This is a genomic window from Acidobacteriota bacterium (assembly GCA_016184105.1).
Lineage (GTDB): Bacteria > Acidobacteriota > Vicinamibacteria > Vicinamibacterales > 2-12-FULL-66-21 > JACPDI01.
Map to the genome: position 1 here is coordinate 1 of JACPDI010000068.1, position 15,176 is coordinate 15,176.

Genomic DNA, 15,176 nt, shown 5'->3' on the forward strand with positions numbered 1-15,176 from the left:
CACGTAGCGCAGCGTGCGGGGGATGTACTGGATGTAGACGGGATTGCGCCGTGCGATCGTCATGTAGCCAAACGTGCCGAGCGCCTTCAGGTTTCGCTGCAGCGCCATCACGTCGAAGCGCTCGCGGAACTCGCGCTCCTGCCCGGCCAGGCCTTTCAGCGCGAGGAAGTAGGCGATCAGATCCTCAACCGTCTGCTCCGTCAGGTCCATGTAGGAGTCGCGCACCAGGGACACCAGATCGTAGGTGTCGGGCCCCATGCGCGCATCCTGGAAGTCGATGATGTACAGCTCCGACTCGTGAAGCATCAGGTTGCGCGAGTGGTAATCGCGATGGCACAGCACGCGCGGCTCCGCGGCCAGTGCCTGCACGATCGTTCCCAGCTCGGCCCGGAGCGCCCCGCGCGTCGCGTCGTCGAGGACGACGCCGCGGTACGCCTCGAGAAAGTGCTTGATGAAGAAATCGAGCTCCCACGTGAGCTTCTCGACGTCAAACGCCACGCGGTACGGCACGTACGCGTCCGAGGTGAGCTCGGCGCCCCGCCGCTGCAGCACGTCGATGAGCGCGACGGCCTGGCGGTACAGAGCGGCATGATCCGCAGGCGGCGCCGCGCCGAGGTGCGCCTGGAGCGTCACGTCTCCGAGGTCCTGCAGGATGAGCACCCCCAGATCGTCGGCGTGATCGAGGATCGCGGGGATCGGCACGGGCATTTCCGCGAGCAGGTTCGCCACGTTGACGAACGGCATCGACCGGTACTCGAACGGCCCGGGATAGAGCGACAGGACCCGCGACGGCTGGTCCGGCACGAGCAGGCGGAAATACCGGCGGTCTGACGCGTCGCCGGTGAGCGGCACCACGCGAACGCCGCGGCCGGCGAACGCGCTCCGATCGAGATATTCCTGCACGCGGTCACGCGCGGTCGCATTCTCCGGCTGCCGTCGTTCGCTTGTCGGCAAGATTGTCCTCACGGGTGGCCTGTTGAAACCCCCAGCTGACTCGTCTTGCGGCTCTGACAGGGTCTGACTTGCGGCCGAACTCAGTTCAGAAGGCCACAATCAGGAGATTATCGCGTCGTTCTCCGTCGGCGCCCAGTAATTCCGCCGACGCGGGCAGAACGATGCTACGGTCCAGCTTGATGCGCGGCGGCACGCGGACGCCGTCAACGACGATGCACTCGTTCAATTCCGCGCCCCCTTCGATCACGACGTCATCCCACACGATCGAGCGGGTCAGCCGGGCGGTGCCGTCGATTGAGGTTCGGCGTCCCGGCGGCATCGCCGCCAGCCCTTCTCGCGCCGCCACCGCGTGCGAGGTTTCGAAATAATCCGCGGGCGTGCCGATGTCCTCGAAACCGGCACCAGAGACGAACGCACGCACCGACCCGGGCTGCGCGCGCATCAGCCTCGGGTAGAGATCGCTCACCGTTTCGGCCGGCTCGTGATCCGCGAGGCCCGTGAAAACTGCGGCCTCCACGACCTGCACGCCGATGAAATGGTAGTTCTCTTGTCCCGTCCTCCGCGGCGTGAAGCCGCTCACGACGGTACCATCGAGCAGCACGCCTCCGTATCGATCCGGACGCGGGTTGGGGATCAGTGCCATCGTGACCATCGCGCCGGAGCGATCGTGCGCGCTGATCAGCGCGGGAAGGTCCACGTCAGTCAGCGTGTCGCCGTTGGCGATCACGAACCGCGGCGCGTCGAGCAGGGGCAACGCGTGCCTGGGGCCGCCCGCCGAGCCCAGCACGGGGTTCTCCCACGAGTACCGCACGCGGGCGCCGAGATCGCGGCCGTCGCCCACCTCGCGCGTAATCGTTTCGGGATGGTGGTGCAGGTTCAGGACGACGTCGTGGATGCCGTGCCCGGCGAGCCAGCGAATGACACGTGAGGCGAGCGGAACGCCGGCGACTGGCAGCGCGCCCTTCGCGCGAATCAGGCTGAGGGGACGAAGGCGGGTGCCGAGACCTGCCGTCAGGACCAGGGCGGGAACGCCGATCATGCCCGGCGCTACGGCTCGAACACCATGTCGCTGCCCACGATCCCGTGCTCGTCACGGAATTTCAAGAAGAGACCGCGATACGAATCGAGAATGTAGTCGGCCGGGCCGCGGCCGAGCGCGGTCGCGAGGCTCTCGATGCCGTGCTCGCTGCCCTCGAGCTCGACGAAGACGCCGACAGGCGTTTCGTCCACCGATGCGATGACATCGACGCAGGCAAACTCCTCCCGGTATTTCTGATACCGGAACCAGACGTGCAGGCCGAGCTCGGCAAACGTCTGGAGGAGCACCTCGCCGTCTCCGACGACGGTCTCGATCTCCTCGCGCACTTTCATGAGGGATGGCTGCACCGGCCCTTTGAACGTCAGCCGGCTCATGCCGTTCTCGAGCCGCACCCGCAGCACGCACCGCCGGCGGCGGAGGGTTTCGTCTTCGGTATCGAGCAGGAAATCTTCCTGGAGGCGGCGCCCGTGCACGGACGTGGCCCCGGCCTGCAGGATTGCGTCGCGGGCGCTCTCCGCAGAATCAAAGCGGAGCTTGACCTCGCGCTCGAGCGTCATGGTCGTCGCCATCAACGCACCTCCCGGGGAAACCCCGCCGGGGATTATACAGAGATGGGCCGGGCCGCTCCACGCCAGAAAACCAGCCGGACCGTGACATACATCGTGAAGCACTCGAGCGCGAAGGGCGGGAACCCGCCATACCCCGGCAGAGGCATCTCGAAAATCTTCAGCTCTGGAAGGACGGGCACGTCGTACAGCCACTTCGCCCTGGCCCAGTAATTCCAGAACTCCCAGACAACGCCGCAGATGAGGCCGGCGAGGCCGAGGTTCACCGCGCGATCCGGGGTGATCGCTTCGGCCCCGAGCCGCCGGTTGATCGGATCGAGCAGGAAAATGAACCCGAGCCACACGGGCGCCGCCAGGTACGGCGACGGCGCCACGACGGGCCACGCCAGGAGCGCCGCCCCGGCAAGGCCAGAGGCCAGAGGCCAGAGGCCAGAAACGCCCGACGCTTTCGGCCTTGACGTGGCGACCTCGCCGCGCCGGAAACTCGCGACGAGATCGCCGGTTTCGAAAATGGCCGGCCAGATCGTCGCGAACGACCAGGCGTAGCCGAAGTACCGCAGCGCGGGGTTCTGCGGCAGGTTGATGTAGTGCCAGTTGTTGATGAAGAACGTGTTGTACCACTCGAACACGAGCCAGAGGGGGACGGACGCGGCCGCGAGGAACGCGAACTCGGCGCGCGCGTCGTGCAGCCACGAGTGGCCACGACGCTTCAAGACCCACGCATCGACAAGGAGGATGTAGCCGGTCCACGCCGTCGGCGTGTGCCAGGACCAGAACGGCTCGACACGCAGGAGCATGCCGACCTCGGAAACGGCGATAATCAGCGCGCCGAAAAGACCATACCGTGCCATGGACCTACATTCTTGCCGAAAAGCATGGCCTGGTGCGTGGAGCCCATGCCCCCCGGCACCAGCAGTGTCTTGAGCGCCAGGCGCAGCCGCAGCGCCGCGCGCGCCGACAGGGCGGCCTCGGCCCGCTGCAGGCGCTCGACGGCGCCGAGGCCGAGGAGAAACCTCGACTGATCGACGCGCCCCAGCAGGGTCATCCCCTCGCCAGCCGCGGCCCGCGCGCACGCGCTGAAATCCACGTGTGCCGTCAGGTCCTGCTCTCCGGGCGATTCCAGCCAGCGGGGGGACACGCGGTGCGCCGCAAAGGCCCGCAGCGTGCCGTCGGGCCGAGACGCCGAGCGCAGCGCGCGTGCCTCGTCGCCGTAGTCGAGCAGCAGGAGGTACCCGCGCGCGAGGCGGCGCGAGGCCTCGCGAATCCAGTCGAGCGCGGCCAGGCTGATCTCCACGCGCACGTCACCGGGGATCGGCGGCCCCGCGTCGACCTCCTGCCGCAGCCGTTCGGTGGACGGAGGCGCCTCGAGTTCAACGAGGGTCCCGTTCGCCTCCCCGATCATGATTTCCCGCGCCTCGGATCCGCGCATGACGACGACATGAACGGGCAGCGCGTCCAGCAGCTCGTTGGCGAAGACGACGCCGGCGATCGAGGGCGGAAGATCGGCGCCGCTCGTCTCCATGCGTGACGCGTGCGCTCCGAGCGTCTGCGCGTGGGCTGCGCGGGCGTGGCCGCTGCGCTCCACGAGGTGCAGACGCGCGCGCGCCCAGACCTCGGGCGCGTCGCGCTGAAGGGCATCCAGCACGTCGCGCATCAAGCGGCCGTTTCCCGCGGCGGCTTCGACGAGGTCGAAGGCGTCGCCGAAGGTGCGCGCCAGCTCCGCGATCTGCACGGCCAGCAGCTCGCCGAAGAACGCGCCGGTGTCAACGCTCGTGTAGAAATCGCCGCTCCGCCCGGAGCGTTGCGCGCGGGAGGTGTAGTAGCCGTGCTGCGGATGGTAAAGCGCGAGTTCCATGAACGCCGCGACGGTCATCGGGCCGTGCGCGCGAATGGAACTGACGATGAGGGCGTGGAGTGGAGTCAGAGGGCAACAGGCACGAGGCACGAGGCAGGAGGCTTTTCTCGTGCCTTCTGTCTCGTGCCTTCTGACTTCTTACGCTACGGCTTCGTCATCGAAACAAACACTTCCTGCCCCTGGCGCCAGACGAGCAGGAACACCGAGTCGCCGGACTGGATCCGCTGCAGCTCGCGGCGGACGTCGTTCATGCTCGAGACCGGCTGCTGGTTGATCTCGAGGAGCACGTCCTGCGGCAGCACGCCGGCGCGGGCCGCCGCGCTGTTGCGCTGCACGCGCGTCACCACCGCGCCCCCTTCGCCGTCCGGCGCCCGCAGGCGGCGCGCCAGCTCCGGCGTCAGCGGCGTCAGCTCCAGGCCGAGGCCGGTCTCCAGCCGCTCCTGCGGCCCGCTCTCGTCGTCTGACCGGCCGCCGCGAACACCCATCTCCTCGTCGATGTTCAGTTCCTCGACGGTGACGTTGAGCGAGCGCGGCTGCCTGCCCCGGTACACCTTGAGCGGCACGGTCGTGCCCGGCTTGGTGCTGACGACCATGCGCACCAGGTCGTCGCTGTCCTTCACGGGCTTGCCGTTGTACTCGGTGATGACGTCGCCCGGGCGCACCCCCGCCTTGTCCGCCGGCCCTCCCTCGTTGACGCTGGAAATCACCGCGCCGGAGGCGCCGGGCAGCCCCAGCCCCTTCGCCGCGCGCTCGGTGAGCTCGTCGCGCTGCACCTGGACGCCGATGCGGCCGCGGACCACCTTGCCCGCGCGCAGCTGCGGGAGCAACTCGCGGATCGTGTTGATCGGCATCGCGAAGCCGATGCCGATGTTCGCCGAGCGCTGGTCGGTGTAGATCGCGGTGTTCACGCCGACGACCTCGCCGCGGATGTTCAGCAGCGGCCCGCCGGAGTTGCCGGGATTGATGGCGGCGTCGGTCTGGAGCATGTCCTGCTCGCGCCCCGCGTACCCGCCCACGCCGCGCCCGAGCGCGCTGATGACCCCGACTGAAATCGTGTGGTGCAGGTTGAAGGGGTTGCCGATCGCCATGACCCAGTCGCCCGGCTGCAGCTGGTCGGAGTCGCCAAAACGCGCCTCCTGGAGCGGCGCTTTCGGCAGCTGCGTCATCTGGATGAGCGCGCTGTCGGTCAGCGGGTCGCGGCCGATCACCTTGGCCTCGTACTCCTCGGAGCGGCCGGCGCCGAACAGGGAGACGCTGATTCTCGACGCCCCCTCCACGACGTGGTTGTTCGTGAGGATGAAGCCGGCCCTGTCGATGATGAACCCGCTGCCCGCCCCCTCCATGATCTGGTCGGGCTCCTCGGTGCTGTCACCGCGCGGGCGCTGCCGGCCGAAGAAACGGTCGAACAGGTCGTCGCCCGGCTGGCCGCCGAAGAACTCGGTGAGCTGCCGCGTGCGCCGGCGCTGCTCGGTCCGGATGTTCACCACCACGGGGGTCTGGGCTTTGGCGATGTTGCGGAACGTCGCCGCGTCAATCGGGCCGTTCAACGGCGCGCTGTTGGCGGCCGGCATCGACACGGTCTGTGCCGACGAGGCCGGAGACATCTCGAGCCGTGACGCGATCACCATCCCGACGGCAATCGATGCCACGGCGATGAGGACCGCATAGAAGAGCGTGGTCTTTCGGGTTGACATGGCTGATCGTTCCCCCTGCTGGCTTCCTCGCTAGGCGAGCGGGATGATATCGCGCTGCGCCGGACCGGTCACCGTCGCGTCGCGCTCGCCCACGTACATGTTGATTTCCGTCCTGACGCCGAACGTGTCGGTGTAGACGCCCGGCTCGATTGTGAACCCGGTGCCGGGAATCAGCCGCCGCTCGTCGTGTGTTTCGTAGTCGTCCATGTGCACGCCGTTGCCGTGCACCGTCTGCCCAAGGCTGTGGCCGGTGCGGTGCACGAAGAAGCGGCCCAGCCCCGACCTGTCGATCACGTCCCGGCAGGCGCGATCCACTTCCCAGCCGCGGAGCGTACGGCCGTTGCGCGCCGCGTCCTGGACGAGCGCGACGGCGGCGTCGCGGCCGTCGCGCGCGGCAGCGAACGCCCGCCCATACTCATCAGGCACCCGGCTGCCCGTGAATGCGACCCACGTAATGTCCGCAAAGACCGCGCCAGGCTCCTTCAGCTTTCCCCACAAATCCAATAAAAGGATCTCGTCCGCATTGATCGTCCGGTACACCGTCGCCGACGGATGGTAATGCGGGTTGCCGGCGTTCTCCTGCGCGCTGACGTTCGGCGTGGAATCGCTGATGAGTCCTTCCTCCTCGAACCAGCCGATCATCTGCCGCTGGACGTCGTACTCGTTGAGCGGGCGGCCCGCCTGCACTTCGCCACTGACCAGCTCAAAGGCGCGGTCCTTGATTCGGTACAGCTTCTCGGACGCGATCTGGTGCGTCTGCAGCGCGCGCGGCGACCAGACGGCGTCGAACATCTGCACCAGATCGCCCGACGAGACGACCTCGGCCCCCGCCTGGCGCACGGCTTCGAGCGTCCCGGCGTCGACGCGGGAAATGTAGGGAATCGCGCAGTTCGGCGAGTACTCCATCGCGACCCGCCGCGTGCCCGACAGCAGCTGCTTCAGCCCGCTCTCCAGCTGCGCGCGCCCCGAGTAGGCGGTTTTCGCCCCGGGCAGCGCGTCCAGGTTGTGCCGCTCGATCGCATGCACGAGGCCGCGCGGCTCGCCGGCCGCCGGAATCAGGTAGTACCACCGCCTCGTGGTCATCTTCCCGGAGTTGGCGAGCCCCGTCAGGCTCGAGGCAATCGGGTTCGAGCCCTGGAAATCGTACAAGAGCCAGGCGTCGAGCTGCTCGGCCTTCAACGCCCGCTGGATCGCGGAAATATCGAGTGCCACGCCCACGAGTATAACAGCGGGCTGGACGGGCCCTTGTGGCCTCCTGCCGCGCGCTCTGTTAGGGTTTGACGCGCGTGCGACGGAGAAAGTTTTGGCCGGCGCGGCCGCGTCGCCCACCTGCGGCCGATCGGCGTCATAAAGGGGTAGACTGAACGTTCCTTTTACCCATGAAGAGCATCCTCACCGCCTGTGTTCTCGCCGCCGGCGCCGCGACGTTGCTGTCCGCACAGGCGCCGGCGCCCCCGGCGCAGCCGCGCTTCCGCGTCGAAGTCAATTACGTGGAAGTGGATGCGGTGGTGACCGACGCGCAGGGCAACTTCGTGCGCGACCTCACGCGCGATGACTTCGTGATCCTCGAGGACGGCAAACCGCAGCAGATCACGGCGTTTGCGGTCGTGGACCTGCCGATCGAGCGGGCGGAGGCGCCGCTGCTGGCGCCCGACGTCGTGTCGGACGTGCGGTCGAACGAGCGCGAGTTCAACGGCCGCATCTACCTGATCGTCCTGGACGATCTGCACACGGCGCCGCTCCGCTCGACGCGCGTGAAGGTGGCCGCGCGGCAGTTCATCGAGCGCTATCTCGGCGCGAACGACCTCGCCGCTGTCGTCAGCACCAGCGGCCGCACCGACGCAAGCCAGGAGTTCACGGGCAACAAGGCCCGGCTGCTTCGCGCCGTTGACCACTTCATGGGCCAGAAGCCCCGCTCGGCAACGCTCGAGAAGCTTGACGAGTACAACATCCGCCGCGGCTCGCGGGCCGCCACCGATCCCCTCCGGGACCCGCTCGCCTTCGAGCGCGCGGCGAAGGCGCGCAACATGCTCGACACCCTGGCCAACGCCGCCACGTGGATGTCGAACATCCACGGGCGCCGGAAAGCGATCGTGCTCGTCGGCGAGGGGATCGATTACGACATCACCAATCCTTTCGAGAACCAGGACGCGTCGGCGATCCGCGACGACCTGCAGGACGCGATTGCCGCGGCCACGCGATCGAACGTGACCATCTACTCGGTCGATCCCCGCGGGCTGACCACGAGCGGCGAGGAGGGCATCGAGCTGGACGGCTATGCCGACGACCCGTCGCTGCGGCTGGATATGCGCGGGTTGCAGGACGAAGTGCGGCTGTCGCAGGACAGCCTGCGCAGCCTCTCGGAGCAGACCGGCGGGTTCGCGGTGCTGAACGCCAACGACTTCCGCAACGGCTTCGACCGCATCCAGCGCGACAACAGCACCTACTATCTGCTCGGCTACTACTCGTCGAACGAGCGCCGCGACGGCCGGTACCGGAAGCTGGAGGTGCGGCTCAAGCGCCCGGGGCTGGGCGTGCGCGCGCGAAGGGGCTACGTCGCGGCGCGCGGGCGGGACGGCCGGTCGCCCGCGAAAGCGACCGGCATCAGCCAGGACCTGGCCGATGCCCTTGCCAGCCCGGTCCCCGCCTCCGGGTTGCCGATGGTGGTCGCGGCCGCTCCATTCAAAGGAGTCGCGCCGAACGCGTCGGTGCTCGTCACGATGGAAGTCGCGGGACGCGACCTGCCGTTCACGTCCCGGAACGGCACCATGCACAACGCGATCGAGGTGACGGCGGTGGCCATCGATCGCAAGGGGAACGTGCACGGCATCCCGGCGGCCACCCTGCAGCTCAATCTCTCGCCGCAGACACACGGCGCGGTCGTCGCCCGGGGGCTTCGGATGACGCAGCGGATGGCGCTCGCGCCCGGGCCGTACACGCTGCGCATCGGCGCGCGCGAGCAGAACGGCGGCGCGCTCGGCACGATCTCGTACGAGCTCGACGTGCCGGACTTCTACAGGAGCCCGCTCTCGATGAGCGGCGTCGTGCTCACCTCGCGCGCGGCATCGGCCCGGCCGACGGCGGCGCCGGATGCCGACCTCAAGGACGTCCTCCCGGGACCGCCCACCTCGCTGCGCGATTTCGTCGCGGCAGACACGCTGGCGGTGTTCGCGGAGGTGTACGACACCCAGGGCAAGGTTCCGCACAGGGTGGACATCACCGCTTCGGTGAAGGCCGACGGGGGGCGACAGGTGTTCTCGCAAACCGAGGAGCGCGGCACCGAGGAGCTGCAGGGAGGGCGTGGCGGGTTCGGCTACCGGGTGGACATCCCGCTGAAAGACCTCGCGCCCGGCGCGTACGTCCTCACAGTGGAAGCCCGCTCGCGGCTCAGCGGAAACCCGGCGGTCCGCCAGGACATCCCGTTCCGGATCCGCGGCGCGATGTGACTGTGATACACCTGCTCTCCGGCGTTCTTGTTGCCGTGACCGCGATGGCTTCCACTCCTCTCGAGATACACACGATCGCGCAGGGCACGTTGAGCGGCGTCGAGCGGCGCCGGGAAGCGGTCGTTCGCAGCGCCCAGGAATGGGAGGCGCTCTGGAGAGAACACGCGCCGGGGCGTGCGGCGCCGGCCGTGAGGTTCGAGACGCACACCGTCCTCGCGGTCTTCCTCGGCACGCGCCCGTCGGCCGGCTTCAGGGTCGACATCGTGGAGGTGACCCACGACTCCGGCGCCCTCGTCCGCTATCGCGAGACCCGGCCCGGGCCGGAAGAGATGACCGCGCAGATCCTCACCTCGCCCTTTCACATCGTGTCGGTGCCGCGCCTCGAAGAGCGCGTCAGGTTTGAGCCCATTGACGCGGCCGGCCGCTGACGGGAAGCGTGGCAGCACCACCGGGCTGCAGCCGCGTACGGCCGCCATGCTGGGCTATCTCGCCTGGTGGGTCAGCGGCGGCCTGATGCTCATCGTCGAGCGCCGCGATCGGTTCGTCCGCTTCCACGCGGCGCAGTCGCTGACCGTGCTGGGCGCCATGTGGCTCCTCGGTGCGTTGGTGTACGGCCTGGCATTCGCCATCCTGTCGGTCAGCGCCGCTGGTTTCGTGACGATGCTGTGGCTTGCGATGGGGATCTGGGCGGCGGGAGTCGGGGTGTGGATCGCCTGCCTGGTGCGGGTGTTCCGCGGCGAGCCGTGGAGAATTCCGCTCGCCGCGGGCCTTGCCGATCGGTTGGCCGCTAGTCGATCTTCTTCAGCGCCTCGACTTTGATCTCGCCGTTGGCGTGCGAGAACTTGTACTGATTCTGGAAGAACCGGTCGTTCTTCGGCACCCTCAGCACGACGTCGATGACCTCACCGGGCAGGATCGGCTTCCGGATGCGCTCGCTGGCGCCCGGCAGCATCTGCCCTTGTTTGTCATACCAGTACTCGTCGATACGGAGCAGCGCGATCGATCCGGTCGAGAGGTTCTTGATCTTGAAGCGGGTGACGACTTCCGGACCCTTCTCGCCCTTTTCAATCTTCGTGACCGGCTTCAGCATGCCGATTGTCGCCGTGCCCCGGACCGGCGGAACCCACCGGGCCTTGGCTGCCGGCGCCGCCTGGGCGGGGGCCGCCGATGCGGGCGTGGCTGGCTTCGGCTGTGCAACTACGGACGAGCTGACGAGCAGAGAAAGAACCGCGGCGAGGACGGTCAGCGCGGAACGAGACATTGGGGGCCTCCGCGAGAGAAACGGCTTTAGGATGTGAACGCCCTAGTATAGATCGGGCCGATTTTCCACGATCCACATTTCAGATTTCGCCGTTCCACTCCTCCGGATCCGGCGTCGACGCGCGGAAGATCTCCAGGTGCCACTTGCCCCCGCCCCAGGGCTCTATGACTTCGGCGGCCACCACGTCGACGAGGATCTCGCCGAAGGTGCGCGCCTCCGGGTCGCCATCGAGGTGGTAGGCCTGCTCCTCCCACGCGAACGACGGATAGAGGACGAGGGTCAGGAACAGGTCGTACCCGTCATCGACGACGATGAGCTGTCCGCAGGGGCGTTTCAGGGTGGAGTGATAGATCAGGTACTTCTCCGCGCTGTGCGCGCGGATGTATCGCTTCAGCGCGAACTCGCGTGCGACGATTTCCTCGACCGCGAGCTTCTTGTCCCAGCAGTCGCGGCAGTAGCGTTCCTCGCCGCGCGGCTCGGACACCTCCTTGGCGCCGCACAGCGCGCATCTCGACTGCGCGACGGACTTTCGTGACATCGGATGATGATACTTGAATTTGGTGATCTGGGGATTTGGCGGTCTGGCGATCGGGGGAGGTGGCGGGATTTGCCAGCGCCGTCGGCCGGCGCACCTGCCGTTGCGCGAAGCGCCGCAACCGCCCTACGTCCTGACCGTCGATGCCGAGAGCGCGGGGGCGTACATCTTCCGCGCGTATTCCTTCACCATCCGGCGCGCGCTGAAGCGCGGCCCGACGGTGCGAATGGCCTCGCGCACGATCCGGAGCCAGCGCGCCGGGACGCCGCGCTCGTCGCGATCGTAGAAGATCGGCACGATCTGCTCCTCGAGCAGGCGGTAGAGCGCGTTGGCGTCCGCGCCGTCCACCTGGCCGGCGTCGCCAATCACGCCGCCGTCGATCGTCCATCCGTTCGAGCCGGTTGCGCCTTCCGCCCACCATCCGTCGCCGATGCTGAGATGCGGCACGCCGTTGATGGCGGCCTTCATTCCGCTGGTGCCGCTCGCCTCGAGCGGCTTGCGCGGATTGTTCAGCCACACGTCGCAACCCTGCACGAGGAAGTGCGCCACGTGCAGGTCGTAGTCGTCGACGAATGCGATGCGCCCGCCGAACGCCGGGTCGAGCGCGCGGCGGTACACGCGCTGCAGGTTGTGCTTCCCGTCATCGTCGGCGGGATGCGCCTTGCCGGCGAACACGATCTGGACGGGGCGCCGCGTCGCGTTGAGGATCCGCGCCAGGCGGTCGCTGTCCCGGAAGATGAGATCCGGCCGCTTGTACCCCGTGAAGCGGCGCGCGAAGCCGATCGTGAGCGCGTTGGGATCCAGCAGCGTTCCGGCCGCGACGACCTGGCCGGCGCTCACGCCCAGATTGCCCCAGCGGTTGCGCGCCCGCTCGCGGATGAACGCGAACAGGAACTGGCGCAGCGCCTGGCGCACGCTCCAGAGTTCCTCGTCCGGGATCTCCGCCACGCGATCCCACATCGCGGCGTCGTCGTGGCGCTCGCGCCAGTCCTCGGCGAGATACTTCTCGAACAGCTTCGCCAGCTCCGACGACACCCAGGTGGCGGTGTGCACGCCGTTGGTCACGTGCTCGATCGGAAGCTGATCGATCGGAGTGCCGGGCCAGAGCGGCGACCACATCTCGCGCGTGACCTCGCGGTGCAGCTGGCTCACCGCGTTGATCTTGCTGGCGCTGCGCATGGCCAGCGCCGTCATGTTGAAGACCGGGCCGCTGCCGCTGTCGTAGTGTCCGAGCGCGAGGAAGCGGTCCCGATAGTCGCCGAGCGTGCCCCAGCAGCCGGCCAGATGCGTCTCGACCAGGTGGAAGGGGAACGCGTCGTGCCCCGCGGCCACCGGCGTGTGCGTGGTGAAGACGGTCGTGCGGCGCACTTCCTCGAGGGCATCGTCGAACGACTGGCCCTTTTCGATCAGCTCCCGGATGCGCTGCAGGACGACGAAGGCGGCGTGCCCTTCGTTGAGATGCCAGACGCCGGGGTCCGCGCCCATCGCGCGGAGCACGCGCACGCCGCCGATGCCGAGGATGATCTCCTGCTGGATGCGCGTCTCGCGGTCGCCGCCGTACAGCCGCGCGGACAGCTCGCGGTCCCAGGGCGCGTTCTCCTCGAGATCGGTGTCCAGCAGGTACAGCGTGACGCGTCCCAGGCGCACCTGCCAGACCGAGGCGAGCACCGTGCGGGTGCCGAGCGGCACGGCGATGACGCACGGCGTGCCGTCGGGCATGAACGCCGGCTCGATCGGCGCATTGGCCCAGTTCAGCCGCTCGTAGACTTCCTGCTGCCAGCCTTCCGCGGACACGCGCTGGTGGAAGTAGCCCTGCGGATACATGAACCCGATGCCGACGAGCGGGATCCCGAGGTCGCTCGACTCCTTGCAGTGGTCCCCCGCCAGCACGCCCAGGCCGCCGGCGTAAATCGGCAGCGACTGGTGCAGCGCGAACTCGGCGGAGAAGTACGCCACCGGGCGGTTGGGCGCGTCGCTGAACTGCGAGCGCCACCACGTATCGCGCGCGGCGCCCGCGTTGTCGAGGGCGGCCAGCGCCGCGTCGTACAGCGCGAGCCACGGGGCGCGCGCGACGGCCCTCTCGAGCAGTTCCGGCTGGATCTGACGGAGCATGAGCACCGGGTTGTGCGCCGTCTGGCGCCAGAGCGGGTAGTCGAGCTGCCGGAACACCTCGCGTGCCTGATAGTTCCAGCTCCACCAGAGGTCGTACGCCAGCTCGGGAAGCCGCAAGATCCGCTCGGGCATCGGCGGCAGTCCGGATGCAGGATTGAAGGCAGAATCGGTCACGCGCTCACCAGCTCCGAGAACTTTGAAAGGTCGATGTTACCGCCCGAGACGACGGCGACGGTCTTGCCGGGCTCCGGCGTTCGCAACGCTGCGGCCACCGCGCAGCTGGCGGCCCCTTCGGCGATGACCCGCGCGCGCTCGGCGGCAAAGCGCATCGCCCCCCGCACTTCGTCGAGCGGGACGACGATCGAGCCGTCGGTCCAGGCCTGCAGCAGCGGCCACATCGACGGAAGAACGGACCGGCCGCCGGCCCCGTCGACGAATGACGCGCGCCAGCCCGGAAAGTACCCCGGGCGTCCTGCCGCGATCGACGCGGCGAGCGGGGCGGCGGTCTCCGGCTCGGCGGCCATGACCTTCACGCCGGGCTTCCTGGCGCGCGTCACGCAGCCGATACCCGCGAGCAATCCGCCGCCGCCGAGCGGCGCGATGACTCTGTCCACGTCGGGCACGTCCTCGAGGATCTCGAGCGCCAGCGTTCCGTTGCCGCTGATAAACGCATCGTCGTCGAACGGGTGGACGAAGTGCCCGTGCATGCGCTCCGAGGCATGTTCCTCCACCGCGCGCCAGCATTCGTCGTACGGCGCCTGCACGATCGTGGCGCCGAGCCGCGCGATCGCCTCGAGCTTCGCCTGCGGCGCGGTGTCCATGACGAGCACCGAGCAGCGCGCGCCGACGAGGCGCGCGGCGAGCGCGACTCCTTGCGCGGCGTTGCCCGCGCTGACGGTCCAGACGCCCTGCGCCAGTTCAGCTTGAGAGAGCTGGCGCACGGCGTTGTACGCGCCGCGGATTTTGAATGAGCCGATCGGTTGAAGCGTTTCGAGCTTCAGATAAAGCTCGGAGGAGCCCGGCGCGTCGACACGGACGAGAGGCGTGCGCAGGGCGGCCCGGTACACGTGGTTCGCGGCTTCTCGCACCGTGTCGAGCGAGATGCGTCTCGTCACGAGCACAGGCCATCCATGCTATCACGACGTGCGGTAGACTACGCGCACCGCAAGGAGCATCCGGCATGAAAAAAATCAATCGACGGCAGTTCGTCATGACGACTGCGGCGGCCGGTCTTGCCGCAGCGACGCCGGCGTCGGCGGCGCAGTCGCGCCCGACTCCGAGCGGGGGCCAGGCGCCGATGGCGATGACGCCCAAGTCAGTCAGGCCGGTGGTCGTGGCATCGGCGAACGGCCATCGGTTCAAGAACGGCGGCGACCTCACGTGCGTCGAGCACGCGTTCTCCCGGATCGTGAAGGGCGAGGACGTGCTCGACGCGCTCATCGGCGGCGTCAACCTCGTCGAGCTCGATCCGCTCGACGACAGCGTAGGGTACGGCGGCCTGCCGAACGCGAACGGGATCGTGCAGCTCGACTCGTGCTGCATGCACGGGCCGAAGAAGCGCGCGGGCGGCGTGGGAGCGCTCGAAGGCGTGCGGACCCCGTCGCTCGTCGCCAGGGCGGTGATGGATCAGACCGACCATCACCTGATCGTCGGCCGCGGCGCGCAGGAGTTCGCGCGCCGGCTCGGCTTCACGATCGCAGACGATCTGAACACC

At 68.3% G+C, this 15,176-nt stretch carries 15 protein-coding genes; 4 read left to right on the forward strand and 11 right to left on the reverse strand.

Annotated features, from left to right (window positions below; genetic code table 11):
• The 7 genes from HYU53_19255 to HYU53_19285 form a co-directional block, all read right to left on the reverse strand.
• Nucleotides 1-954, reverse strand: a 954-nt coding sequence (locus tag HYU53_19255; protein MBI2223333.1) for a phosphotransferase, incomplete at its 3' end; no start/stop codon positions are given.
• Between the two features lie 85 nt (nucleotides 955-1,039).
• Nucleotides 1,040-1,993, reverse strand: coding sequence for an NTP transferase domain-containing protein (locus HYU53_19260; protein MBI2223334.1), 954 nt, complete (start codon nucleotides 1,991-1,993; stop codon nucleotides 1,040-1,042).
• A gap of 8 nt (nucleotides 1,994-2,001) precedes the next feature.
• Nucleotides 2,002-2,562 carry a class IV adenylate cyclase gene (locus tag HYU53_19265; GenBank protein ID MBI2223335.1) on the reverse strand — a complete coding sequence of 187 codons (561 nt, stop codon included), beginning with the start codon at nucleotides 2,560-2,562 and terminating at the stop codon, nucleotides 2,002-2,004.
• Between the two features lie 32 nt (nucleotides 2,563-2,594).
• The gene (locus HYU53_19270) at nucleotides 2,595-3,410 is read right to left on the reverse strand and encodes a hypothetical protein (GenBank protein MBI2223336.1); all 816 of its coding nucleotides are present in this window, start codon (nucleotides 3,408-3,410) and stop codon (nucleotides 2,595-2,597) included.
• The gene (locus HYU53_19275; GenBank protein MBI2223337.1) at nucleotides 3,380-4,432 is read right to left on the reverse strand and encodes an SAM-dependent methyltransferase; all 1,053 of its coding nucleotides are present in this window, start codon (nucleotides 4,430-4,432) and stop codon (nucleotides 3,380-3,382) included. The genes HYU53_19270 and HYU53_19275 overlap by 31 nt, the downstream gene beginning before the upstream one ends.
• Before the next feature lie 125 nt (nucleotides 4,433-4,557).
• Entirely contained in the window at nucleotides 4,558-6,108 is a 1,551-nt protein-coding gene (locus tag HYU53_19280) for a Do family serine endopeptidase (protein ID MBI2223338.1), read from the reverse strand.
• 30 nt (nucleotides 6,109-6,138) lie between these two features.
• On the reverse strand, nucleotides 6,139-7,320 hold the full coding sequence (locus tag HYU53_19285; protein MBI2223339.1) for an aminopeptidase P family protein: 1,182 nt from the start codon (nucleotides 7,318-7,320) through the stop codon (nucleotides 6,139-6,141).
• Nucleotides 7,321-7,487: 167 nt separating this feature from the next.
• Between HYU53_19285 and HYU53_19290 the strand changes: the two genes are divergently transcribed.
• The 3 genes from HYU53_19290 to HYU53_19300 are packed head-to-tail and all read left to right on the forward strand — an operon-like array spanning nucleotide 7,488 to nucleotide 10,373.
• Nucleotides 7,488-9,554 (forward strand): VWA domain-containing protein, encoded by a 2,067-nt coding sequence (locus tag HYU53_19290; protein ID MBI2223340.1) that lies wholly within the window; start codon nucleotides 7,488-7,490, stop codon nucleotides 9,552-9,554.
• A complete protein-coding gene (locus tag HYU53_19295) occupies nucleotides 9,551-9,982 on the forward strand; it encodes a protease complex subunit PrcB family protein (protein ID MBI2223341.1) in 432 nt (143 codons plus the stop codon). The genes HYU53_19290 and HYU53_19295 overlap by 4 nt, the downstream gene beginning before the upstream one ends.
• Nucleotides 9,963-10,373: a DUF4870 domain-containing protein gene (locus HYU53_19300; GenBank protein ID MBI2223342.1), complete on the forward strand. Its 411-nt coding sequence runs from the start codon at nucleotides 9,963-9,965 to the stop codon at nucleotides 10,371-10,373. The genes HYU53_19295 and HYU53_19300 overlap by 20 nt, the downstream gene beginning before the upstream one ends.
• On the opposite strand, the gene HYU53_19305 is transcribed toward HYU53_19300, so the two are convergent.
• The 4 genes from HYU53_19305 to HYU53_19320 all read right to left on the reverse strand — a co-directional run bounded on the left by HYU53_19305 (nucleotide 10,342) and on the right by HYU53_19320 (nucleotide 14,577).
• Nucleotides 10,342-10,815 (reverse strand): hypothetical protein, encoded by a 474-nt coding sequence (locus HYU53_19305; protein MBI2223343.1) that lies wholly within the window; start codon nucleotides 10,813-10,815, stop codon nucleotides 10,342-10,344. The genes HYU53_19300 and HYU53_19305 overlap by 32 nt on opposite strands.
• Before the next feature lie 79 nt (nucleotides 10,816-10,894).
• Nucleotides 10,895-11,353 (reverse strand): hypothetical protein, encoded by a 459-nt coding sequence (locus tag HYU53_19310; protein MBI2223344.1) that lies wholly within the window; start codon nucleotides 11,351-11,353, stop codon nucleotides 10,895-10,897.
• Nucleotides 11,354-11,476: 123 nt separating this feature from the next.
• Entirely contained in the window at nucleotides 11,477-13,594 is a 2,118-nt protein-coding gene (gene glgP / locus HYU53_19315; protein ID MBI2223345.1) for an alpha-glucan family phosphorylase, read from the reverse strand.
• Nucleotides 13,595-13,632: 38 nt separating this feature from the next.
• On the reverse strand, nucleotides 13,633-14,577 hold the full coding sequence (locus HYU53_19320) for a threonine/serine dehydratase (protein ID MBI2223346.1): 945 nt from the start codon (nucleotides 14,575-14,577) through the stop codon (nucleotides 13,633-13,635).
• Nucleotides 14,578-14,642: 65 nt separating this feature from the next.
• On the opposite strand from HYU53_19320, the gene HYU53_19325 reads away from it, so the two are divergent.
• Nucleotides 14,643-15,176: isoaspartyl peptidase/L-asparaginase (locus HYU53_19325; protein MBI2223347.1), on the forward strand; the 534-nt coding region annotated here is incomplete at its 3' end.

Bases quoted from the DNA above. Each gene is read 5' to 3' on its own strand.
- HYU53_19260 (MBI2223334.1), bottom strand. From the start codon at position 1,993: ATGATCGGCGTTCCCGCCCTGGTCCTGACGGCAGGTCTCGGCACCCGC.
- HYU53_19265 (MBI2223335.1), bottom strand. From the start codon at position 2,562: ATGGCGACGACCATGACGCTCGAGCGCGAGGTCAAGCTCCGCTTTGAT.
- HYU53_19270 (MBI2223336.1), bottom strand. From the start codon at position 3,410: ATGGCACGGTATGGTCTTTTCGGCGCGCTGATTATCGCCGTTTCCGAG.
- HYU53_19275 (MBI2223337.1), bottom strand. From the start codon at position 4,432: ATGACCGTCGCGGCGTTCATGGAACTCGCGCTTTACCATCCGCAGCAC.
- HYU53_19280 (MBI2223338.1), bottom strand. From the start codon at position 6,108: ATGTCAACCCGAAAGACCACGCTCTTCTATGCGGTCCTCATCGCCGTG.
- HYU53_19290 (MBI2223340.1), top strand. From the start codon at position 7,488: ATGAAGAGCATCCTCACCGCCTGTGTTCTCGCCGCCGGCGCCGCGACG.
- HYU53_19305 (MBI2223343.1), bottom strand. From the start codon at position 10,815: ATGTCTCGTTCCGCGCTGACCGTCCTCGCCGCGGTTCTTTCTCTGCTC.
- HYU53_19310 (MBI2223344.1), bottom strand. From the start codon at position 11,353: ATGTCACGAAAGTCCGTCGCGCAGTCGAGATGCGCGCTGTGCGGCGCC.
- glgP (MBI2223345.1), bottom strand. From the start codon at position 13,594: ATGCCCGAGCGGATCTTGCGGCTTCCCGAGCTGGCGTACGACCTCTGG.